This window comes from Microbulbifer sp. 2205BS26-8, assembly GCF_030731025.1.
Taxonomy (GTDB): Bacteria; Pseudomonadota; Gammaproteobacteria; order Pseudomonadales; family Cellvibrionaceae; genus Microbulbifer; species Microbulbifer spongiae.
The window spans coordinates 41,309-63,235 of sequence record NZ_JAVAMR010000003.1; the positions used below are offsets into that span (position 1 = coordinate 41,309).

Genomic DNA, 21,927 nt, shown 5'->3' on the forward strand with positions numbered 1-21,927 from the left:
CGCGGTTTAACAAGCTCCCTGCCGGTGACAGGACAGGGGGATTTGATACAGGATTTAGGATACTGGTATGGCTAAGCCAAAAACAACTGTTCGCAAGAAGGTCAAAAAGACCGTTGTCGACGGTATTGCCCACATCCACGCATCGTTCAACAACACGATCGTGACCATCACCGATCGCCAGGGCAACACCCTCAGCTGGGCCACCGCAGGTGGGTCCGGCTTTCGTGGCTCGCGCAAGAGCACCCCGTTTGCAGCCCAGGTTGCCGCTGAGCGCGCAGGTACCGCTGCGCAGGAGTATGGCCTGAAAAACCTCGATGTGGAAGTAAAGGGCCCAGGCCCCGGTCGCGAATCTGCTGTTCGCGCACTGAACAACTGCGGCTACAAAATCACCAATATCACCGACGTGACGCCGATCCCGCATAACGGTTGTCGTCCGCCGAAAAAACGTCGCGTGTAAGAGGGGGCTGATAAAATGGCACGTTATATTGGACCAAAATGTAAACTGTCCCGCCGCGAAGGCACCGATCTGCAGCTGAAAAGTGGCGTGCGTCCGCACGACTCCAAGTGTCGCGCAGAATCCAAGCCCGGTCAGCACGGTGCTGGTCGCGGTCGTCTCTCTGACTACGGCGTTCAGTTGCGCGAGAAGCAAAAGGTTCGCCGCATCTACGGTGTACTGGAAAAGCAGTTCCGCAACTACTATAAGGAAGCGGCACGTCTTAAGGGTGCGACGGGTGAAAATCTGTTGCAACTTCTGGAAAAACGTCTGGATAATGTGGTTTACCGCATGGGTTTTGGCTCTACCCGCGCTGAAGCGCGCCAGCTGATTTCACACAAGGCAATTTTGGTCAATGGCACCACTGTAAACATCCCTTCCTACCAAGTACAAGAAGGTGATGTCGTCGCTGTGCGGGAAAAGTCCAAGAAACAGCTGCGTGTCCAGAATTCTGTATCCCTCGCTGCCCAACGCGGCGATGTCGAGTGGGTGGACGTGAACGCGAGCAAACTGGAAGGCACTTTCAAGCGCATTCCGGATCGTGTCGATCTGCCTGCAGAGATCAACGAAAACCTTATCGTGGAACTGTACTCCAAGTAACAATTCGTCCACTTTATGGAGTGCAACTGGTAACAGGTATGGCTATGCAGACTGCTGTCAACGAGTTTTTGACACCGCGTCGTATTGACGTCACCGAGTACAACCCGAATCATGCCAAGGTGGTTCTGGAACCCCTGGAACGTGGCTTTGGCCACACTCTTGGCAACGCACTGCGTCGTATCCTGCTGTCCTCCATGCCGGGCTGTGCTGTCACCGAAGTCGAAATCGACGGCGTTGAGCATGAATACAGCGCGATCGAAGGTGTGCAGGAAGACGTTATTGAAATCCTGCTTAACCTGAAAGAAATCGCGGTTGTGATGCACGGTAAGGATCAGGCGGTATTGAGCCTGAGCAAGCGGGGGCCGGGCGCAGTAACGGCCGGGGATATCCAGATAGATCACGATATCGAGATTGTGAACCCCGAGCACGTGATTGCCAATATCACCGGGGGTGTGGAACTCAGCCTGCGTCTTACCATCGCGCGCGGTCGTGGCTACCAGCCCGCTGATGCCCGCCGTAGCGAGGAGGAGGAAAGCCGTACAATCGGTCGTTTGCAACTGGATGCTTCCTACAGCCCGGTTCGCCGTGTGGCTTACAGTGTGGAGAGTGCACGTGTAGAACAGCGCACGGATCTGGACAAGCTGGTACTGGATCTAGAGACCAATGGTACCCTGGACCCGGAAGAGGCGATCCGCCGTGCTGCCACCATTCTGCAGCAGCAGCTGGCAGTATTTGTAGATCTGGAAGGTGAAAAGGACGCACAGCCGAAAACAGAGGAGCCTGAGGTCGATCCGGTACTGTTGCGTCCGGTCGATGATCTGGAGCTCACGGTACGTTCGGCCAACTGTCTGAAAGCGGAAAATATCTATTATATCGGTGATCTGATCCAACGCACCGAAGTAGAATTGCTGAAGACCCCGAACCTTGGCAAAAAGTCCCTCACCGAAATCAAGGACGTACTGGCTTCCCGGGGTTTGTCTCTGGGTATGCGCCTGGAAAACTGGCCCCCGGCCAGCCTCAAGGGTGACAGTAAATTAAGCCCTTTGTAAGTATTTGGTAGTCGCGGTAGTGCCGTGACAAATACAGAAAACCCGAGTGGTGCCACAGTTAGGTGTGACGCCGCTCCAGAACGACCTGCTGTGACAGCAACTGTGGTCGTAAGGAATTGAGTCATGCGTCATCGCTATAGTGGCCGTAAATTCAGCCGCACCAGCGCCCACCGCAAGGCCATGTTCAAGAACATGACTGCCTCTCTGGTGGAGCACGAACTGATCAAAACCACGCTGCCAAAGGCCAAGGAATTACGCCGTGTGGCCGAGCCGCTGATTACCCTGGCGAAAAAAGACAGTGTTGCCAATCGCCGTCTGGCTTTCGCTCGTATTCGTGACAAGGACACTGTGCGCAAGCTGTTTGATGAACTGGGTCCCCGCTATGAAGCGCGCCCAGGTGGATACATCCGAATTTTGAAATGCGGCTTCCGGACGGGCGACAAGGCGCCCATGGCCTATGTGGAACTGGTGGATCGCCCCGTGGAAGATGAATCTGAAGTAGCCGAGGCCTAGGTCCCGGCCACTTCTGATGGGAAAAAGCCGGTCAAAGACCGGCTTTTTTGTATCGGATCTATCAACTGAGAGTACCGTTGCATGTCTTTCGAAGAGTTGCTCGACGCGCTCAATCCATACGTTATAGGGAGCCTGAAGCGCGCTATTGAGTTGGGTAAATGGCCCAATGGGCAGGCACTAACTGGTGCGCAACGCCGCAGGTGTGGAGAGGCAGTGGCTCGTTGGGAGCAGCACAACCTGCCACCGGAATCCCGCGTGGGCTTTGTGCCCCGCAAAGAAACCCCCTGTGCTAATCCGCGGACCGAAGGGGAGAAACTCAACTGGGTATAGTGTTTGCACGGCTTACCGGTTGCTGCCGTGGAGCTTACCATTATTTACGGGAGGGGGAGATTTTCGTTAACCAACGACTCCTTTTCATCACATCATTTGGCCGTGCCTTCGAAGTAGATCATCCAGCGCGCCTTGCACATTCCTCCAAGCTGATTACACTGTTGCCGTTATCCCGATATAGCGGAAATGGTAATAATGAATAATAAAATTCTGCTGTCTTTTGGTATCACTCTGGTTCTGGGTGCTGCTGCTACCTGGTGGTATTTCTTTCCGCCACCTGAGGATATTGGAAAAAGCCCTGGGGCGAAGGCAGAGCTTCCTTCGGTGGATTCACAGGGATTGCGCAGCCAAGTTCCTAAAATAATGCACGGTAAAGAGGCTGCCAGGTTGCTGTCAGATCCGCGAGTGAGAGCCTACCTTGACAGGGAGCGGGATAAACAGGCGCTGGATGCCTATTTTAACCAGGGAAAGTCCCCGCCGAGTGCTGAGGATGTCTGGCAGCTGATTGAATCCATAGAGTCCGACGGGCGGGTGATGGCCTATGAGGCGCTGGCCCTGAAGTTGGCCTGGCTGGAGCGTAACAGTGCCAGTGTGCAGGCATTCGAGCAGGCAGCCAGTGATCTGGTAGCGCGTTACCAGAGGCGATCCCAGCAGAATACAGCGGCTTATGATCCATACGAAGCGGTGCCGGGGTTTGCGGAGTACAAACAGGTGGAAGCGCAGATAGTGGAGGAAGTGCAGGGTATGGCACATTTTCCCGAAGGCATGAGCAAGCAGGAATACCTCCGCCAGCGTTTGCAGGAAGCGCGGGAAAAAGCGTATTCAGGACAAAATAACCCGTGATCAATAATCCATGGAGGCAGTTGCATTCCATGGATCACAGTTTCTATTATGAGCCCGGCAACCCTGGTCGCCGGGTTCGATCCAAACCTCAGTTAGAGCAGCCCTCCCACCAAATCGTAGAACCAGTTATGGTTATTTTGGAAATCGGAAACCTGATCTGATTCATAAGCGCGGAGCATAGCGCCACCCTGGTAGTTGACGATATTGTTGAGAAAATCGCGCAATACCAGACCGTGCTCGGCTATCTCGCCATATTCCAGATCCAGGATAGTGGTGCAGTGACTTTCATTGAAGTCCCGGTACATCGGGAAATAGTAGCCCCAGTTGCTGGTCTGCTCAAGCTGCGGAATCAGGTTGTCAAAAGTGTCCTTCTGCCATTTGTTACGCAGTTTGTTCAGACGGGACTGTGGATCCGGGTCGTTGTAAATATCTTCGTAGAAACGCTCGTAGGAATAGGATGAGAAGTTACCGTCAGCTAGGAAGTGGGTGATGCCGAGGCGGTCACTGGGAAACTTGCTGGACAGGGCCGAGTAGAGTGAGGCCAGTTCATTTTTGTCGAACCCCGGAGTAATGCTGGCGAGCATATTGACTGGGTTGACATCGCCGGGATCACCGCCGGCGGAGTAAGTGGTCCAGGAGTTCAACACTTTCTGGTGTAGGGGCAGGGACGGATAGCTGTTGTTGTCGCCGCTGTCCAGCGGCGCACGATAGAGCGGGCCGGAATCATCGATCAGGTAACCGTAATCCACGTTCATGTCCGCGCGCAGCTTGGAGTAGTTCAGCAGCGCCCCGATACTGCCGGCGCTGCAGCCTGCCGCCACCATCTGTTTGGGTTTTTGCAGATTGTTTTTGACCCAGGAGATCACCGCCTGTACATTGCGCACGCCGTTGTGGTGCCATATCAGGTCGGGGTTCTCACCAGTGGTGTCCTCATAGACCTCTGTTTTGTCTCCCACATAGATGTCCCCTGTGCAATAGGGCACATACACCAGATTCCATTCACCGGTTTTAAATTGGTTGTAGGGATGGTGGGTGTAAATCAGCGGGGATACCGCAGCGGTGGCCAGGTTGGCGGCATTTTGAAAATCCAGCAGATTGATGTTCTGTACATAGTTGTCGGGAATACCGTTGGGATTGCGTGCGCCGCGAATACCGGTAGCCCCCGAACAACTCTCATAATCCCAGCAGGCGCCACCGCCTTCAAAATAAAACATGGTGTTGCTGGTATCCGGTACCCGGTAAACAAAAAATTTGTACGGTGAGCCATTGCCGCACATGGCGCCGGTGTCGGCGGGAACATCTACTTTTTGCCAGTGATCATATTTTCCAGGGCTAAACCCATCGTTAAAACTGGGGTCATCCAGGGCGAGAGGGTACATGCCCTGTGCCTGCGCAGGCGTCACCGGTGCGTTGGCCTCGGGAGGATCAAACAGGTGCTTTAGGGTAGTCCAGAGACTGTAATCTCCCGGCTCAGCCTGTGCATAGGAGGCAACCAGGAGTGAGATGGCGATAAAGGCTGACATTAAACCACGGAGAATTCTTATCATTATTAATCCCCTTCAGGTAGTTGGTATTTTCTCTTTGGATCGGGCTATTTGGGTAGCGCTGAGTTGTATAAGGCAAGATGCCGATGTTGTAATTCCTCCTTCTGCAGCGGGCCAAAATAGACACCTGTCCAAATCGCTGATTTGGTAAAGCTTAGAGAGGGTAGTTAATAATGTTGCGGCGGTCTAGGCGAAGTTTTGATGAAAACTATTTAGTCATGGGAGACTATTTAGTCTTTTTCAAAGTAACACGGCTGCTGGAAGAGGCTAACCCCGGAAAGAAAAAGAAGAATGTGCCTGGTGGAAACCCTTTTAGTGCGGGGCCGACGTGGCTTAGCGAACATTCAAGCCATTTATAACCTCAATTGCGAAATCGAACAGGGCTAATTTTTGCTTATTTCCTTCCAGAATATTTTAGGAAAATAACAAAAAAAATTAAAATACTACAGCATCAAACTGACTTTGCTGTCAGTAGTAAGGCTTTGTTGTAGCTCTCTCAGGCGCTGGTATTTTTCCCTCAGTATCCGCGCTGCCTGTGCCAATCCAACAGGGTGGAAGCTGATCTTGTCGTGGGCTTTTAACTGGCCGAGGCGGTGTCGATCCGCTTTGATAACATGGGCAATGCGGGGATAGCCACCAATGGTTTGACCTTCCACAAATGCAATAATCGGTTCGGTGTCGGGTGGAATCTGAATGCTGCCAGGATAGAGCCCGGATGAAATCATTTGTTCAAATACGCGTTCTTTTCTTGCCGGAGGGGAGGAGGTGGAGGGGGGATGCAAGCGAATACCCATGCGGTTACTCTGTGCCGATACCGTGTAAGTGGTGTGGTAAAACTGCTCGACGGTATCGTTGTCAAAGAGGAGCTTATCCGGACCAGAAACCACCCGAAATTGTGGGTGTGGTGTGTAGTGAAGGTGAAACTGCGAGGCCAGGCGCACGGTTTTCGCTGTTTGAATATTGCAAAAATCAATGGTATCTCCAGCTTTAATGGCGCCATACCGGTGCCCGCCAAAGTGACTGATTAAGTGTGTTGAAACGCTGCCTAATAGTTCCGGTACAACCATTTTCCCGGAAAATCCAATATAGGCGCGGGCTCCGCTGATTAACTGGGCGAAATCCAGGGTGTCGCCCTGTTGTATCTGTATAGTCTCAAAATTATTGACGGCGTTGCCATTGAGGGTGACCTTAAACTGGGCGCCGGTAATGGCAATGGAGATGTCGCAACCAAATTCGATCCGGGGTCCTGTCAGGGTGATTTCGATCACTGGATTGTTTGTCACATTGCCCAGTATCAGGTTTGCCAGTGTCATCGCCAGGGGATCGGCGGCACCACCTGGGGGAATGCCGTAGTGCATCAGGCCGGGGCGGCCACAGTCCTGAACGCTGGTTTGCAGGCCCGCACGGGTAAAGCAGATGCTCATCAGCGTTTTTCCCTGTATTTTGCGCGGGGGTAACTTTGCCTAATCGTCTCAAACTGGGTGATATCCACCGGGTGAAATTTGACAATATCCAGGGGCTCAGCGATACAGGGGGTATCGCTGGCAGGGTGGAACAGGCTGATGGGGGTTTGTCCGATGATCTGCCAACCACCGGGCGTTGCCTGGGGGTAAACCCCGGTCTGGCTGCCGCCAATGCCTACAGCACCCGCTGAAATCCGCAGGCGCGGTGTGTGCTTGCGAGGGCAATGCAGCTGTGGGTCCAGCCCGCCTAGGTACAGAAACCCCGGGGAGAAGCCCAGCATATGCACCAGATAGGGTGGGTGGGTGTGCAGGGCAATAATTTCCTCCCGGGATAACTTTGTGTATTCACTGACTGTGTGCATGTCCGGGGCAAATGCTTCTTCGTAGCAAACCGGTATGGAGATGGTACGCGGCTTCCTGCTTAACCTTGGGGGGGATTCTATGACCCCCTGAGCCAGTTCTATTAGCTGTTGTGTGAGAAGCCTGCGATCACAGGTGAGTGGATCGAAAGTAATCGTCAGGCACTGGTAGGCGGGAATCAGATCAACCAGACCGGGGAAGTCCCGCTTTTGGATCGACTGCCTGATCCCGATAATACAGCGGCTCAGGTCTTCACTCGGTGGGGATGCAAAGCAGATATCCAGCGCGCAGTCCCCGTTTGCCATAACTTTGAAACCGAAACTGTCGGGATCCGTATTACTATAAAAAGAATTCACGAGTGTATAGTCAGGCCATTTTTGCGCAAATGCCGCATTAACTGTTTTGCGATAATCGGAGCAGTAGGCGTGTCTCCGTGCAGGCAGATGGTATCCACAGAAAGCTGTATGGGCTCACCCCGGTAGCCGCTAAATGTTTCTCCCCGCGCCAGGGCAAGTGCTTGATCAAGGCAGCTTTTCGGATTGGTAATCACAGATCCCGGCAGTGCGCGCGGCGCCAGTTTTTTCTTACTCAGATACCGCCGGTCCATAAAGCCCTCGCGGATAAATGCAGTGCTGAACTTTTTGCCAACGGCTTCCATCGCGCCATTGGCGAGGCCGACAATCTTCATATTGGGATATTCCTGTGCAAAGAAAATAAGAATTTGTTCGGCCAGTTCCTCATTCGACTCCGCATCGTTATAGAGCGCGCCGTGTAGCTTGATATGGTCAAGCTCGGCTCCAGCTTCGGCAATGAATGTGCGCAGCAGCCCGATTTGATCTTGTAGAGAGTCTAGCAGCTCACTCCTGGAAAGTTTTATGGACTTGCGTCCGAAATTTACCCTGTCGGGATAGCTGGGGTGAGCGCCGATCCGCAACTGCTGCCCAAGGGCGTTGGCAATTGAGAGGCGCATGATTTCAGGGTTTCCGGCATGGCCACCGCAGGCGATATTGCAACGGGAGATATAGGGCATGATACTCGCATCGCGGTCACAACTGGAGATATCGTTGCCTTCTCCCAGATCACAGTTGATATCGATATGCATAGCTGTCCTTGCGAGAGTGCATTTAAAGGCTTATATGGATGGAGAATTAACCTGCCGGGCAGGAATTAACCTCTACCGAAATATGTTCTGAATTGGATTGATAGCAATCTCCAAGAGGCGAACAGAAGCAGGCGATCAGGGAAAGATTGAATCTCTCTTGGTCAATTTTTTCCCAAAGATCAATGGATAAATCCCCTCTGTAGACTCTTAGAAATTCGAAGTCAGACTTTGCCGGGATAATAGTATTTTCTGTTGGGCTGCTGACAATTCCCCCAGAATCAAAGCTGATATTTCTCTCTTCTCTTTTTGCACTTGCTAAATTTTTCATCAGCTCGTTGTACTCTTTTTTGCAACAGCCTTTTAAGAAATCGGTATGATTGGAATAGAGAATGTTTTTATAATTGAATTGAATTGAATGGATTTTAGTATCGCTGGTCCCGATCCGGCATTTTTGAGTGTAAAGGAAATGAGCGGCTTTTTTTCTTTAATGTCAAAATTGCCATGGGAGAACTCCACAATCGGCATGGTCATCACTTTGACTTGGAGGTTGGCTGCCTTCGCCTGTTGGTAGGTGGCGTAGAAAGAGGTTGTGGAAATCAGAATGGCACAGAGTGCGATAAGTAAATTCAGTCTCTCTTTATTTAAGAACTTCATTTTACTGATCTCAGAATGGACTAATAAAGGTGATGCTTTGTAAACAGGGCGCCGGAGTCATCCGGCACCCTTTGTGAATGAAGCTATTCGAGCATTGGTTTGAGAAATTGCCCGGTATGGGACAACTCCATTTCCGCAACCTCTTCCGGTGAACCCGCTGCAATAATTTGACCGCCGCCGGAACCGCCCTCCGGGCCCAAATCAACGATCCAGTCAGCGGTTTTGATGACGTCCAGATTGTGTTCGATGACAACAATGGTATTGCCGTGATCGCGCAGTCGGTGCAATACATCCAGCAGTAACTGGATATCGGCAAAGTGCAGGCCGGTGGTGGGTTCGTCGAGAATATACAGGGTTTGGCCGGTGTCGCGCTTGGACAGTTCGCGCGAGAGTTTCACCCGCTGCGCTTCACCGCCGGAGAGGGTGGTGGCGGCCTGGCCGAGCTTGATATAGGAGAGACCCACATCCATCAGTGTCTGCAGTTTTTTGGCAATTGCAGGTACCGGGTCGAAGAACTCCCGCGCGTCTTCCACGGTCATTTCCAGTACCTCGTGGATGTTCTTGCCCTTGTAGTGTACTTCCAGGGTTTCGCGATTGTAGCGCTTACCATGGCAGGTGTCGCAGGGCACATAGATATCGGGAAGAAAGTGCATCTCCACCTTGATGACGCCATCGCCCTGGCAGGCCTCACAGCGACCGCCCTTGACATTAAAGCTGAAGCGACCGGGCTTGTAGCCGCGGGAACGGGCTTCCTGGGTGCCGGCAAACAGGTCGCGGATCGGGGTGAAAATACCGGTGTAGGTGGCCGGGTTGGATCTGGGTGTGCGCCCGATCGGGCTCTGGTCGATATCCACGCACTTGTCGAAGTGCTCCAGCCCATACACTGCCCGGTAGGGCGCAGCCTTCAGGGTGGTAGCTCTGTTCAGGGCTGTCGCTGCCAGCGGATACAGGGTGGTGTTGATCAGAGTGGATTTACCGGAGCCGGAGACACCGGTGACACAGGTGAACAGGCCCACGGGAATTTCCAGGTCCACGTCCCGCAAGTTGTTACCACGGGCGCCCTCAAGACGCAGTATATAGTCTGGTTCGGGTACATAGCGCGCCTCTGGCACGGCAATTTTCTTTTTGCCGGAGAGGTACTGTCCGGTCAGTGAATTCTTGCACCTGGCAATCCTGTCCGCGCTACCGACGGCGACTATTTCACCGCCGTGTACGCCGGCGCCGGGGCCGATATCGACAATGTAGTCTGCGTTGCGGATGGCATCTTCATCGTGTTCCACCACGATCACGGTATTGCCGATATCGCGCAGGTGGGTGAGTGTGTTCAGCAGGCGTGCATTGTCGCGCTGGTGAAGGCCGATGGAGGGCTCATCGAGAATATACATCACGCCCACCAGGCCTGCGCCGATCTGGCTGGCCAGGCGAATGCGCTGGGCCTCGCCGCCGGACAGGGTTTCAGCGCTGCGGTTCAGGGTCAGGTAGTTGAGGCCCACGTCCACGAGAAAGCGAAACCGGTCGCGCAGTTCTTTCAGGATCTTGTCGGCAATCTCTTTCTGGGCGCCCTCGAAAGTCAGTTGGTGATCGAAATAATCGAAGGCATCGCCCACCGGCAGTGCGGTGATTTCCGCCAGGGTGCGGTTGTCTACAAAAACATGGCGGGCCTCGCGGCGCAGGCGGGTGCCGCAGCACTCAGGGCACTGCTGCGTGCTCAGGTATTTGGCCAGTTCCTCGCGCACGGACTGGGATTCAGTATCCCGGTAGCGGCGCTGGAAGTTGGGAATAATGCCCTCGAAGGTGTGACGCCGCACGGTGACGTCGCCGCGGTCGTTGACATAGCTGAAGTCGATGACTTCATCGCCGCTGCCCTGCAGGATAATCCTGCGGTGCGCTTTGCGCAGCTTTTTCCAGGGCTTGTCCAGATCAAAGCCGTAGTGCTCAGCGAGGGCATCGAGCATATGATAGTAATAGATATTGCGTCGGTCCCAGCCGCGGATGGCGCCCTCTGAAATACTGCTCTGCGGATCGAGAATCACCTTGTCCTCGTCGAAGAACTGCTTGACGCCCAGGCCGTCGCAGCTCGGGCAGGCGCCGGCGGGATTGTTGAAAGAGAACAGACGCGGCTCCAGCTCATCCAGGGAATAGTCGCACACCGGGCAGGCGTGGCGGGCAGAGAAGAGCCGGTCTTCCTGATGGCCCTCCATAAAACTGATGGAGGCAATGCCTTGGGTGAGGTTCAGGGCCGTTTCAAAAGATTCCGACAGACGCAGTTGCAGATCATTGCGTACCTTGAAGCGGTCCACGATGACCTCAATGGTATGCTTGCGGCGCTTGTCCAGTTTGGGGGTGTCATCGAGATCGCAGGTCACCCCATCAATACGCGCGCGCACGAACCCATCGCGACGCAGCTGTTCGAACACATGCTGGTGCTCGCCCTTGCGATCCCGCACCACGGGTGCCAGCAGCATGATCTTGCTGCCTTCCGGCAGGGCCAGTACCTGATCCACCATCTGGCTGACTGTCTGCGCCTGCAGCGGTTCAGCGTGCTCGGGACAGCGGGGTTCGCCCACACGGGCAAACAGCAGGCGCAGGTAATCATAAATCTCGGTGATAGTACCCACGGTAGAGCGGGGGTTGTGAGAGGTGGACTTTTGCTCGATGGATATGGCTGGAGACAGTCCGTCGACGGTGTCCACGTCCGGCTTTTCCATCATCGACAGGAACTGGCGCGCATAGGTGGAGAGGGACTCCACATAGCGGCGCTGGCCCTCGGCGTAGAGGGTGTCAAATGCCAGGGAGGATTTGCCGGAACCGGACAGTCCGGTAATCACGATCAGTTTGTCGCGGGGGATGTCGAGGTCGATATTTTTCAGGTTGTGGGTGCGCGCACCCCTTACATAAATCGTGTCCACGCTCTACCTATCTGCTGGTCATACTGGGTCGGGCCTCGGACTTGCTCCGCGCAGGGCGATCACAACTGCGGTGCCGAAAAACAGCTCAGTATAAACTCGCCAGCCAATGTGCCAAAATCGTCTGCCGCAAAAACCCAACAGCTGGACAGATTGAAGTGATGGTTCCTGTAATTCTCTGCGGTGGTACCGGCTCGCGTTTATGGCCGCTCTCCCGCGAAGCCTACCCAAAGCAGTTTCTGCCGCTGATTGGCGGTGAGACCATGTTGCAGGCTACGGTGCGGCGTCTGGAGGGGCTGCAGCGATTGCAGGCCCCCATTCTGGTGTGCAATGAGGAGCACCGCTTTGCTGCGGCAGAACAACTGCAGGAGATTGGGCACGGGGCCCAGTCGATCCTGCTGGAGCCCTGTGCACGCAATACGGCACCGGCCATTGCTCTGGCTGCGTTGACGGCGCTGGAGTGCGGTGAGGACCCCCTGCTGCTGGTGCTGCCGGCAGATCATACAGTGGCGGATGTGCCGGCTTTCCAAAGTGCGGTGCAGGCAGCGGCGGCGCTGGCGGAACAGGGATATTTGGTGACCTTTGGTGTTGCGCCGACGCGCGCCGAGACAGGCTATGGCTATATTCGCCGCGGAGAGGCTCTGGGGGACCGTGCCTGGAAGGTGATGGCGTTTGTCGAGAAACCGGATGTCGATACTGCGAAGTCTTACCTGGCCGGCGGTGAGCACGCCTGGAACAGTGGCATCTTCCTGTTGCGCGCCTCCCGTTATCTGGAAGAGCTGGGCCAACACCGCGGAGATATTCTCGCGGCCTGCCGGAGCGCCTGTGCACACGCCGCGCGGGATCTGGATTTTACCCGTGTGGATAAAACGGCCTTTGCCGCCTGCGCCGACGAGTCGGTGGACTATGCGGTGATGGAGTGCACCGAAACCGCCGCCGTGGTTTCTATGGATGCCGGCTGGAGCGACGTGGGCTCCTGGCTCGGACTCTGGGAACTGGCCGAACGGGATGCCGATGACAACCTGTTGCAGGGCGATGTGCTGCTGGAGGACAGCGAGGGCTGTCTGGTGCGCGCTGAAAATCGCCTGGTAAGCCTGCTGGGAGTCAAGGATCTGGTGGTGGTGGATACCGATGATGCCCTGCTGATCGCCGGAAAGCAGCGGGTTCAGGAGGTGAAAAAGCTGGTACACAATCTCAAGCGTTCCGGGCGCAGCGAGGCCCGGCGCCACCGCAAGGTCTACAGGCCCTGGGGTTATTATGACTCCATAGATGCGGGCCCGCGCTTCCAGGTCAAACGTATCGTGGTCAAGCCTGGTCAGCAGCTATCCCGGCAAATGCACCACCACCGGGCCGAGCACTGGGTCGTCGTGCGTGGCACAGCCAGGGTGACCCGCGGCGAAGAGGAGTTGCTGATCACCGAGAACCAGTCCACTTACATTTCCCTGGGGGTGGTCCACCGCCTGGAAAACCCGGGCACCATTCCCCTGGAGTTGATCGAAGTGCAATCCGGCAGTTATCTGGGTGAGGATGATATCGTTCGCTTTGACGATGATTACGGCCGCAATTAGCCGTGGTGGGCATCTGTGCAGCTTCCACTACAGCCCGTTGGCAGCTCGCTGTACAATGCGCGCCCAATTGAATGCTGTTGCGGGATTTGCATGAATGCCATTGAGCGTCGCGCCCTGGGTGGATTGGCCCCCCTGTATGTTTTTCGCATGCTCGGCCTGTTTATGGTGCTGCCGGTGCTCACCGTTTACGGTGGGGATTACCGCGCTAGCACGCCCCTGCTGCTGGGGCTGGCCCTGGGTGCCTATGGCCTGAGCCAGGCGGTGCTGCAGATCCCCCTGGGGCTGCTATCCGACCGCTGGGGGCGCAAGCCGGTGATCTATACGGGCCTCGCCCTGTTTGCCCTCGGCAGTGTAATCGCGGCCCAGACGGACTCGGTCTACGGATTGATTGCCGGCAGGGTGCTGCAGGGCTGTGGTGCTATTTCGGCAGCGGTAATGGCGCTGGTTGCCGATCTCACCCGGGACGAGAAGCGCGGTATCGCCATGGCGGTGGTAGGTGCGTCAATCGGGGTGGCCTTTATGCTGGCAGTGGTACTGGGGCCGGCCCTGGCGGGCGCCGGTGGTCTGGCGGCTGTCTTCTGGGTCACCGCGGTATTGGCTTTGCTGGGTATTCTGCTGGTCTGGTATGTTGTGCCAGCGCCACCGGTGGCGCGGCGCCCGGCAGTTTCCAGCGGTGGTTTCCGCACTGTACTGGGCAGTGGTCTCATCTGGAGGATGGTTTCCGGGGCATTTTTTTCCCACCTGTTACTGACGGCGTTATTTGTCGCCCTGCCACTGGTTTTGGTGAACAGGCTGGGGTGGCCGGCAGGGGAGCACTGGAAACTGTACGGCCCCCTGATGCTGGGCACCTTTATTCTAATGCTGCCGCTGATGCGGCTGGCAGAGTGCGGTAAAAAAGCCCCGCTCGCCTTAAACCTGGGAGCTCTGGCTCTGGCTGGGGGCAGTGCGGCACTGTTGCTGGCGACCGGCCCCTGGGTTGCAGTGGTACTGCTGGGTATTTTCTTTACCGGTTTCAATCTGCTGGAGGCGCTGTTGCCAGCCCAGTTGACCCGCAAGGCGCCGGTGGATGCCCGCGGGGCCGCTTCGGGTCTCTATGCAACCCTGCAGTTTTTCGGCACCTTTGTCGGCGGCAGTCTGGGAGGCTACCTGTTCGGCGTGGGTGGCGCGAGCGCTGTGGCCTGGTTCGGTTTTGCAGCGTTATCGGTCTGGGGGCTGCTCTGGTGGTGGCTGCGCGAGCGGGCCAGTGCTTACTAACTGGTGGCGACTGTTGTATGCTGCTGGATAAACATACACTGATTGCCTGCCGGGGCGATCGTGCAACGGCAGTGTTTGAGCAGGCGTGCACAGGTAACGTCTGAATCATAATTGCCCCGGGCGGGACCCGGGTTGAAGAGAGGAGAGGGCCATGGCCAGGGGAATTAATAAAGTTATTTTGATTGGCAATCTGGGCAATGATCCGGAAACCCGGTATATGCCGAGTGGGGGTGCCGTAACCAACGTAAGCCTGGCCACCAGCGAGAGCTGGAAAGACAAGCAGACTGGCCAGCAGCAAGAACGCACCGAGTGGCACCGGGTGGTGTTCTTCAACCGCCTGGCCGAAATTGCCGGAGAGTACCTGCGCAAGGGTTCCAAAGTGTATATTGAGGGAGCACTGCGCACACGCAAGTGGCAGGACAAGAGCACCGGCCAGGATCGCTACAGCACTGAGATTGTCGCCAGTGAGATGCAGATGCTCGACGGCCGCGGTGAAGCGGGCGGCTTTGGCCAGGGTGTGAGTGGTGCCGGAATGGGCGCCGCCGATAGCGGTGCACACCCCACGAGTGGTCAGGGCGCCTTTGCACCGGCAAATACCGCTCCTTCGCCGGCGGCACCACCCAACAAGCAGCAGCCCAACCAGGGCTCCGCCGGTGGGTTCGACAACAGCTTTGACGACGATATTCCCTTCTGAGGCTGGCCTGTCCAGTGTTTGAACTGAGTTCCGGCTACAAACCGGGCACCGTTGCGGTTATCACGGCCGGCAATGAAATTGACGGCGCGTTGCAGAAACGCCTGCAGCGTGCCGGCCTGCGCACCCAGCTGTTGGCCCCATCTGAACTCGAACAATTGCGCCCGGGCTCTCTTGTGATCAATGCCTCGGCCTGCGCCGATGCGCAGGGCATGCCGGAGGCGCTACAGGTGGCCAGACTGCTCGCGCAGAATCCCTGTGCGCATGTGATCCAGCTCTCCTCCTATCAGGTCTTTGCCGGCGGAGAACGCCGTCGCTACGATGAAGACGAGGCAGCGGAGCCCCGCGCCCGTTGCGGGCGACAGTGGCTGACTTGTGAGCGGGCCCTGGGCGGTTTGGACCATCTGACTATTTTGAGATTCGGTTGGGTGGTGGACAGTAGCCGGGATGCGCTGTTGGGGCGGGTGTTGCACAGTTTTGTTACGGGCGAGCCCATCGCCCTGGATAGCTGCAGCAGCGGCAATCCGGTCACCGCTTTGGATTTGGCGCGTGTGGTGGTGGCAGTGTCACAGCAGTTGGCCAGTGGGGCCTGTGCCAGCGGGATTTACCACTACGGCAGCTCCGACAGCTGTACTGCGATGGAGTTTGCTTTGGAGGTTGTGGAGCGGGCCCGGTCCTTCTATGACGAAGAGCGGCTGGTGCCGTTGAGCCTGCTGGAGGATAGCGGGAAACGGCGAGATCGCAGTGTTGTTCTCGCCTGCGGCAAGCTGCGCGATGTCTTCGGCATTCAGCAGCACAGCTGGCGCCAGGGGCTCACCCGGCAAGTGGAGCTTTGGCTTGAGCGCCTGGAAGCGGAGAGGTCAACACCCTAAAAGAGAGATTGCCGGGGAAGTGTTGCAAAGTGAGAGGCGCCCGTTAGGCAGACCCCTGTTGGGCTTTCGGCCTACACCTTATCGAAAACCAGACAGGCATTGGTGCCGCCGAAGCCGAAGCTGTTCGACATGGCGCGCTTTATTTCGCATTCGCGCAGTTCGACCACCAGATCCATGCCTTTGGCTGCGGGATCCCGGTTGTCTACATTGGCCGAGGCGGCGATAAAATTATGTTGCATCATCAGCAGGCTGTAAATAGCCTCCTGTACACCGGCAGCCCCAAGGGAGTGGCCGGTCAGCGATTTTGTGGAAGCGAAAGCCGGTCCCTTGTCCCCAAAGACTTCGCGCATGGCTCGGAGTTCAGCCACATCTCCCACGGGGGTCGAGGTGCCGTGGGTATTGATATAGTCCACGCTGCCACGCAGGCCACCGCCATCCATGCCCGCCAGGGCCTGTTGCATGCAGCGCACCGCACCCTCGCCGCTGGGAGCGACCATGTCGTAACCATCTGAGGTGGCGCCGTAGCCGGTCAGCTCAGCATAGATGGTGGCACCGCGCGCCAGGGCATGATTCATCTCCTCCAGTATCAGGCAGCCACCGCCACCGGCGATCACAAATCCATCGCGATCCGTATCGTAGGGACGCGAGGCTCTGGTGGGGGTTTCATTGTACTTGCTCGAAAGGGCGCCCATGGCATCAAACAGATGGGTCAGGCTCCAGGCCAGTTCCTCGCCGCCACCGGCAAAGACAATATCCTGCTTGCCCATTTGGATCAGTTCGGCTCCGTGGCCAATGCAGTGGGCGCTGGTTGCACAGGCGGAAGAGATGCTGTAATTAACGCCTTTGATTTTGAACGGGGTGGCGAGACAGGCGGAGACGGTGCTGCCCATCACCTGGGGTACCCGGTAGGCGCCGACACGGCGCACACCCTTTTCTTTGAGGGTGTGAGCGGCATCGATAATCTGCTGGGTGGAGGTGCCCCCGGAGCCCATGATAATACCGGTGCGTGGATTGGAAATATCGCTCTCCTCCAGGCCGGACTGATCGATGGCCTCGCGCATGGCAATATAGGCATAGGCGGCGGAATCACCCATAAAGCGCAGTTGCTTGCGGTCGATATGTTCCTTGAAATCAATATCCACCGGACCGGCAATCTGGCTGCGCAGTCCGAGATCCCGATATTCGTCCTGAAAGCGAATGCCACTGCGGCCGGCTTTCAGGGAGGCAGTGACTTCTTTTGTGTTGGTACCGATACAGGATGTGATTCCCATTCCGGTAATGACTACCCGGCGCATAGTGATCTCCAGCATAGCGTGTCGGCAGAAGACTTTCAGCGGTATTGGTCTTCGGCCAGTTTAAAAATTATCCGTGCGGGTAAACAAGCCTACGCGAAGATCCTTCGCTGTGTAAATTTCGCGTCCGTCGACAGAGACACTGCCGTTGCCGATTCCCATGACGAGCCTGCGCTCGACGATACGGCTCATCTGGATATGGTAAGTTACTTTTTTGTTGGTGGGCAGAATCTGTCCGGTAAACTTGACTTCGCCGCAGCCGAGTGCGCGCCCGCGCCCGGGATTGCCTTTCCAGGCCAGGAAATAACCGAGCAGTTGCCACATGGCGTCCAGGCCGAGGCAGCCGGGCATGACCGGATCGCCGGGAAAGTGACAGTCGAAAAACCACAGATCGGGAGAGATGTCCAGCTCTGCAATCAACTCTCCCTTGCCGAAGGCGCCGCCCTCTTTGGAAATGTGGGTGATTCGGTCCAGCATCAGCATATTGGGGGCGGGCAGTTGGGCATTGCCGGGGCCGAACATTTCACCCTGGGAGCAGGTCAGGAGTTCCTCCCTGCTATAGTTGTTTTTTTGAACAAAGTTACTCATCTTATCCCTATCAGTGGGTGGTTGTGCAATTGAGGCTGGGCGTTTTTGCAAGAGCGGGCATTCTAAGGGCTCTGTCTTGCTTGTCCAGTCAGGCAAAACGGTTTTTGTGACTGGCGCTATAATTGCTTTCACAATCTTAGAGCATTGAATCGGGGATTTTTGGCCTTATTGGGGATACTCGCGTCATCTTATGTAAATGATACCGCTTGCCAACTGTGTTAGATTGCCGGCCCGAAGCGGAAGACACGCTTTTGTTCAAAGGGGGTAAAATGCTCAAAAAATGTCTGTTCCCGGTCGCCGGTTACGGCACCCGTTTCCTGCCTGCCACCAAAGCCATGCCCAAAGAGATGCTACCTCTGGTGAATAAGCCGCTGGTACAGTACGGCGTCGAGGAAGCCATTGAGGCGGGGCTGACGGAAATTGGCTTTGTCACCGGCCGGGGCAAGCGTGCCATCGAGGATCACTTTGATACCAACTTTGAATTGGAACACCAGATTGCCGGAACCGGCAAAGAGCGCTATCTGGATTCTGTACGCAAGGTCATCGACTGTGCCAGCTTTTCCTATACACGCCAGGGGGAAATGCGGGGTTTGGGCGATGCGATCCTGCAGGGGCGCCGCCTGGTGGGAGATGAGGCCTTTGCCGTAGTGCTGGCAGACGACCTGTGCCTGAACGATGACCTGGGCGTGCTCGCGCAGATGGTGCGGCTCTACAAGCAGTTTCGCTGCAGCATCGTTGCCGTCGAGGAAGTCCCAATGACGCAGATCCATAAATTCGGTGTGATCGCAGGCAACGAGATCAAACCGGGCCTCTACCAGGTAACCGATATGATCGAGAAGCCCGCTGTGGAAGAGGCGCCGAGCAATAAGGCGATTATCGGGCGCTACATTTTAACCCCGGATATTTTTGACCTGATCCGCGATACACCCCCGGGCAAAAATGGGGAAGTTCAGATTACCGATGCCCTACTGGCCCAGGCGCGTCAGGGTTGCGTGCTGGCTTACGCGTTCAGGGGGCGCCGTTTTGACTGTGGTTCAGTGGAAGGGTTTATCGAGGCCACGAACCATGTGTATGAAAATGTATACCTTCCCGGCCAGCCCGCTCAGGAGAAGCAGTAAGTGCGCGAACTCACCTGTTTTAAAGCCTATGATGTGCGCGGTCGGGTACCGGAAGAGCTGAACGTCGATATCGCTTACCGGGTGGGGCGAGCCTTTGCCCAGTTCCTGGGCGCGCGCCGGGTAGTAGTCGGGCACGACATACGCCTGACCAGTGGCGAACTGACCGCAGCGCTGGCCAATGGTCTGTGCGATGCCGGGGCAGAAGTGTTTCATATCGGGGAATGTGGAACCGAAGAGATTTACTTCTCCACTTTTCATGGAGACTTTGATGGCGGTATCTGTGTGACCGCCAGTCACAACCCCATGGAATACAATGGAATGAAATTTGTCCGTGCCGGCAGCAGCCCGATCAGTGGTGATACCGGTTTGCTGGATATCAAACGCCTGGCGGAGGAGAACAACTTTCCCCCCGTGACTCAGCGTGGTGATTTGCAGCGTTTTGAGCATCGCGCAGCCTTTGTCCGGCATCTGTTAGGGTATATTGATCGCTCTGTCCTCAGGCCGCTCAAGTTGGTGGTCAATGCCGGTAATGGTGGCGCGGGCACAGTGGTTGATGCGTTGGCACCACACCTGCCCTTTGAGTTTGTGCGGGTACACCACCAGCCAGACGGCAATTTCCCCAATGGTATCCCCAACCCGATACTGCCGGAGAATCGTGCACCCACCGCGGCGGCGGTGCGTGAGAGTGGGGCTGACTTTGGTATTGCTTGGGATGGTGATTTCGACCGCTGTTTTTTCTTTGATGAAAAGGGTGCGTTTGTCGAAGGTTACTACCTGGTCGGTTTGCTTGCAGGCGCCTTTCTGCGTAAGCATAAAGGCGCCAAAGTGGTTCACGATCCCCGCCTGCTGTGGAATACCAGGGATATCGTCTACAGGGCGGGCGGTGTACCGGTGCAAAGCAAAACTGGCCACGCTTTTATCAAAGAGCGTATGCGCAGGGAAGACGCGGTTTACGGCGGTGAGATGAGTGCCCATCACTACTTCCGTGACTTCGCCTACTGCGACAGTGGTATGATCCCCTGGCTATTGGTGGCTGAATTAGTCAGCCGCAGTGGCAAGCCCCTGTCGGAACTGGTCGGGGAGGGCATGAAGGCATTTCCCTGCTCCGGCGAGATCAATACCAGGGTGCAGAATGCTGCAGCACTACTGAAAGCCGTCGAAGCGAGCTATGGCCCCGATGCCGAGTGCGTGGAGCATGTGGATGGCTTGAGTGTGGGCTATACCGATTGGCGTTTTAATCTTCGCATGTCCAATACTGAACCGGTCGTCCGCCTGAATGTGGAATCCCGGGGGGATAAGGCCCTGATGCGCGCGAAGACCGAAGAGTTACTCAGACTGATCCGCGCCTGAATTCCGCTTCAATGCTATTGAGTTGCCTGCCTTGCAATGCCGGCGCAGATGCGCGCAGTGGCCCGGCTGTCACCGTTTTGGAGCACCACCTGCACGCATCATCCTACCCCGGTAACCCGTTTGGCGGTCGGATTGGCGCGATCTCCCGGGGCCTCAGACCTCTCTTTCCACTGCAAAGCTGGCCAATTGTTGCAGGGCCGTCTTTTGTGCGCAGTCGGGCAGAAAAGCCAGCTGTGCTTTTGCGTTATCGACGGCAACATGGGCGTGTTCCATGGTGTAATCCAGTGCCCCGCAAGCCTCAATGGCTTCGACGATGCCGGACAATTGCTCTGCACTGTGCCGTTCAATGGCTTCCCTGACCAGTTGCGCCTGGGCCCGGGTCCCCTTGGCCATGGTGTAGATGAGTGGCAGAGTCGGTTTGCCCTCGGCCAAGTCATCGCCCACATTCTTACCCAATGCCTCCGGGGTGCCGCGGTAGTCGAGCACATCATCGACCAGTTGGAAGGCGAGTCCCAGGTGACGGCCGTACAGTTTCAGAGCGGTTTGTACCTCGTTGGTGCATCCGGCCAGGGCTGCGGCAGTTTCACAGGCGGCCTCAAAAAGGGCGCCGGTTTTCTTGTGGATAACGGTGAAGTAGCTGTCTTCGCCCACGTCGGGATCGCCTGCGTTGACCAACTGCTCTACCTCGCCCTCGGCGATGGTGTTGGTCGTATCCGAGAGGATTGCCATGATGCGCATATCCTGCAGGGCAACCATCATCTGAAAGGCGCGGGAGTAGAGGAAGTCGCCCACCAGAACGCTGGGGGCATTGCCCCATTTGGCATTGGCGGTAAGGCGGCCTCGGCGCAGTTCGGAAGTGTCCACCACATCATCGTGCAACAGCGTGGCGGTGTGAATAAATTCAATAATGGTGGCGAGGTCGATATGGCGATTACCGCGATAACCACAGGCCCTGGCGCAGAGCAGCACCAGCAGGGGTCGCAGGCGCTTGCCACCGGCCTCCACCAGGTAGTGGCCGATGTTTTCCACCAGGGGAACGTGCGAGTGCAGTTGATCGAGAATACGCTGGTTGACTGCGGCAAAGTCTTCGGCGGCGACCCTGTGGAAAGGCAGCATGCATGAGTTCCTTATACGACTGACAGAGGCCGCCCGAAGGAGCCGGACGGTAAAGGGGTGCTATTGTATCAACCCGGTGAATTGATTAGAATCTGCGCCCCGCCGTTTGCGGGTACCGATCGGCTCTGGTCTGGGCCGTCTGGGACCCGTCGGCAACAGATGTTTAGACAACGCGGCGCAAGCTCCCAAAATGCGGTTGATGACCCAACAGTCCGTCCGCT

22 protein-coding genes are annotated in these 21,927 nt (G+C 56.3%); 12 read left to right on the forward strand and 10 right to left on the reverse strand.

Translation table 11 applies throughout. The annotated features are described in order from the left end of the window. Positions 1-67: 67 nt before the first annotated feature. The 6 genes from rpsK to Q5Y71_RS01615 all read left to right on the forward strand — a co-directional run bounded on the left by rpsK (position 68) and on the right by Q5Y71_RS01615 (position 3,828). Positions 68-457: a 30S ribosomal protein S11 gene (rpsK, locus tag Q5Y71_RS01590; protein ID WP_020411406.1), complete on the forward strand. Its 390-nt coding sequence runs from the start codon at positions 68-70 to the stop codon at positions 455-457. A 15-nt stretch (positions 458-472) separates the two neighbouring features. Next, the gene (gene rpsD / locus Q5Y71_RS01595) at positions 473-1,093 is read left to right on the forward strand and encodes a 30S ribosomal protein S4 (RefSeq protein WP_301415143.1); all 621 of its coding nucleotides are present in this window, start codon (positions 473-475) and stop codon (positions 1,091-1,093) included. A 44-nt stretch (positions 1,094-1,137) separates the two neighbouring features. After that, positions 1,138-2,142, forward strand: coding sequence for a DNA-directed RNA polymerase subunit alpha (rpoA, locus tag Q5Y71_RS01600; RefSeq protein WP_306039649.1), 1,005 nt, complete (start codon positions 1,138-1,140; stop codon positions 2,140-2,142). A 123-nt stretch (positions 2,143-2,265) separates the two neighbouring features. Then, positions 2,266-2,655 carry a 50S ribosomal protein L17 gene (gene rplQ / locus Q5Y71_RS01605; RefSeq protein ID WP_301415142.1) on the forward strand — a complete coding sequence of 130 codons (390 nt, stop codon included), beginning with the start codon at positions 2,266-2,268 and terminating at the stop codon, positions 2,653-2,655. An 81-nt stretch (positions 2,656-2,736) separates the two neighbouring features. Continuing rightward, the gene (locus Q5Y71_RS01610) at positions 2,737-2,985 is read left to right on the forward strand and encodes a DUF1315 family protein (RefSeq protein ID WP_306039511.1); all 249 of its coding nucleotides are present in this window, start codon (positions 2,737-2,739) and stop codon (positions 2,983-2,985) included. A gap of 195 nt (positions 2,986-3,180) precedes the next feature. Further along, on the forward strand, positions 3,181-3,828 hold the full coding sequence (locus Q5Y71_RS01615) for a hypothetical protein (RefSeq protein ID WP_306039513.1): 648 nt from the start codon (positions 3,181-3,183) through the stop codon (positions 3,826-3,828). Between the two features lie 92 nt (positions 3,829-3,920). On the opposite strand, the gene Q5Y71_RS01620 is transcribed toward Q5Y71_RS01615, so the two are convergent. From Q5Y71_RS01620 to uvrA, 7 genes are all read right to left on the reverse strand, one after another. Beyond that, entirely contained in the window at positions 3,921-5,375 is a 1,455-nt protein-coding gene (locus Q5Y71_RS01620; protein ID WP_306039515.1) for a pectin acetylesterase-family hydrolase, read from the reverse strand. Positions 5,376-5,815: 440 nt separating this feature from the next. Further along, on the reverse strand, positions 5,816-6,796 hold the full coding sequence (locus Q5Y71_RS01625) for a biotin-dependent carboxyltransferase family protein (protein WP_306039517.1): 981 nt from the start codon (positions 6,794-6,796) through the stop codon (positions 5,816-5,818). Continuing rightward, a complete protein-coding gene (pxpB, locus tag Q5Y71_RS01630) occupies positions 6,796-7,500 on the reverse strand; it encodes a 5-oxoprolinase subunit PxpB (protein WP_306039519.1) in 705 nt (234 codons plus the stop codon). The genes Q5Y71_RS01625 and pxpB overlap by 1 nt, the downstream gene beginning before the upstream one ends. A gap of 47 nt (positions 7,501-7,547) precedes the next feature. After that, a complete protein-coding gene (gene pxpA, locus Q5Y71_RS01635) occupies positions 7,548-8,297 on the reverse strand; it encodes a 5-oxoprolinase subunit PxpA (protein WP_306039521.1) in 750 nt (249 codons plus the stop codon). Positions 8,298-8,343: 46 nt separating this feature from the next. Next, a complete protein-coding gene (locus Q5Y71_RS01640; protein ID WP_306039523.1) occupies positions 8,344-8,625 on the reverse strand; it encodes a hypothetical protein in 282 nt (93 codons plus the stop codon). Between the two features lie 32 nt (positions 8,626-8,657). After that, on the reverse strand, positions 8,658-8,951 hold the full coding sequence (locus Q5Y71_RS01645) for a hypothetical protein (RefSeq protein WP_306039525.1): 294 nt from the start codon (positions 8,949-8,951) through the stop codon (positions 8,658-8,660). A gap of 83 nt (positions 8,952-9,034) precedes the next feature. Then, positions 9,035-11,860, reverse strand: coding sequence for an excinuclease ABC subunit UvrA (uvrA, locus tag Q5Y71_RS01650; RefSeq protein ID WP_306039527.1), 2,826 nt, complete (start codon positions 11,858-11,860; stop codon positions 9,035-9,037). A gap of 158 nt (positions 11,861-12,018) precedes the next feature. Here uvrA and Q5Y71_RS01655 point away from each other — a divergent pair, with 158 nt between their 5' ends. The 4 genes from Q5Y71_RS01655 (at position 12,019) to Q5Y71_RS01670 (ending at position 16,242) form a co-directional block, all read left to right on the forward strand. Next, on the forward strand, positions 12,019-13,425 hold the full coding sequence (locus tag Q5Y71_RS01655; RefSeq protein WP_371876978.1) for a mannose-1-phosphate guanylyltransferase/mannose-6-phosphate isomerase: 1,407 nt from the start codon (positions 12,019-12,021) through the stop codon (positions 13,423-13,425). A 90-nt stretch (positions 13,426-13,515) separates the two neighbouring features. Beyond that, positions 13,516-14,679: an MFS transporter gene (locus Q5Y71_RS01660; RefSeq protein WP_306039531.1), complete on the forward strand. Its 1,164-nt coding sequence runs from the start codon at positions 13,516-13,518 to the stop codon at positions 14,677-14,679. Positions 14,680-14,830: 151 nt separating this feature from the next. After that, positions 14,831-15,373, forward strand: coding sequence for a single-stranded DNA-binding protein (gene ssb / locus Q5Y71_RS01665; RefSeq protein ID WP_306039532.1), 543 nt, complete (start codon positions 14,831-14,833; stop codon positions 15,371-15,373). A 14-nt stretch (positions 15,374-15,387) separates the two neighbouring features. Beyond that, positions 15,388-16,242: a sugar nucleotide-binding protein gene (locus tag Q5Y71_RS01670; protein ID WP_306039534.1), complete on the forward strand. Its 855-nt coding sequence runs from the start codon at positions 15,388-15,390 to the stop codon at positions 16,240-16,242. A gap of 71 nt (positions 16,243-16,313) precedes the next feature. On the opposite strand, the gene fabB is transcribed toward Q5Y71_RS01670, so the two are convergent. Together fabB and fabA are read right to left on the reverse strand one after the other, a co-directional pair. Further along, positions 16,314-17,537, reverse strand: a complete 1,224-nt coding sequence (gene fabB, locus Q5Y71_RS01675; protein WP_306039536.1) for a beta-ketoacyl-ACP synthase I — start codon at positions 17,535-17,537, stop codon at positions 16,314-16,316. 60 nt (positions 17,538-17,597) lie between these two features. Next, positions 17,598-18,122 carry a 3-hydroxyacyl-[acyl-carrier-protein] dehydratase FabA gene (fabA, locus tag Q5Y71_RS01680; protein WP_301415128.1) on the reverse strand — a complete coding sequence of 175 codons (525 nt, stop codon included), beginning with the start codon at positions 18,120-18,122 and terminating at the stop codon, positions 17,598-17,600. A 269-nt stretch (positions 18,123-18,391) separates the two neighbouring features. Here fabA and galU point away from each other — a divergent pair, with 269 nt between their 5' ends. Together galU and Q5Y71_RS01690 are read left to right on the forward strand one after the other, a co-directional pair. Next, positions 18,392-19,240, forward strand: coding sequence for a UTP--glucose-1-phosphate uridylyltransferase GalU (gene galU / locus Q5Y71_RS01685; RefSeq protein ID WP_301415127.1), 849 nt, complete (start codon positions 18,392-18,394; stop codon positions 19,238-19,240). Next, a complete protein-coding gene (locus tag Q5Y71_RS01690; protein WP_306039541.1) occupies positions 19,241-20,590 on the forward strand; it encodes a phosphomannomutase in 1,350 nt (449 codons plus the stop codon). Between the two features lie 153 nt (positions 20,591-20,743). Here the strand turns inward: Q5Y71_RS01690 and Q5Y71_RS01695 are convergent, their stop codons facing one another. Next, positions 20,744-21,706: a polyprenyl synthetase family protein gene (locus tag Q5Y71_RS01695; RefSeq protein WP_306039543.1), complete on the reverse strand. Its 963-nt coding sequence runs from the start codon at positions 21,704-21,706 to the stop codon at positions 20,744-20,746. Between the last annotated feature and the right edge of the window lie 221 nt (positions 21,707-21,927).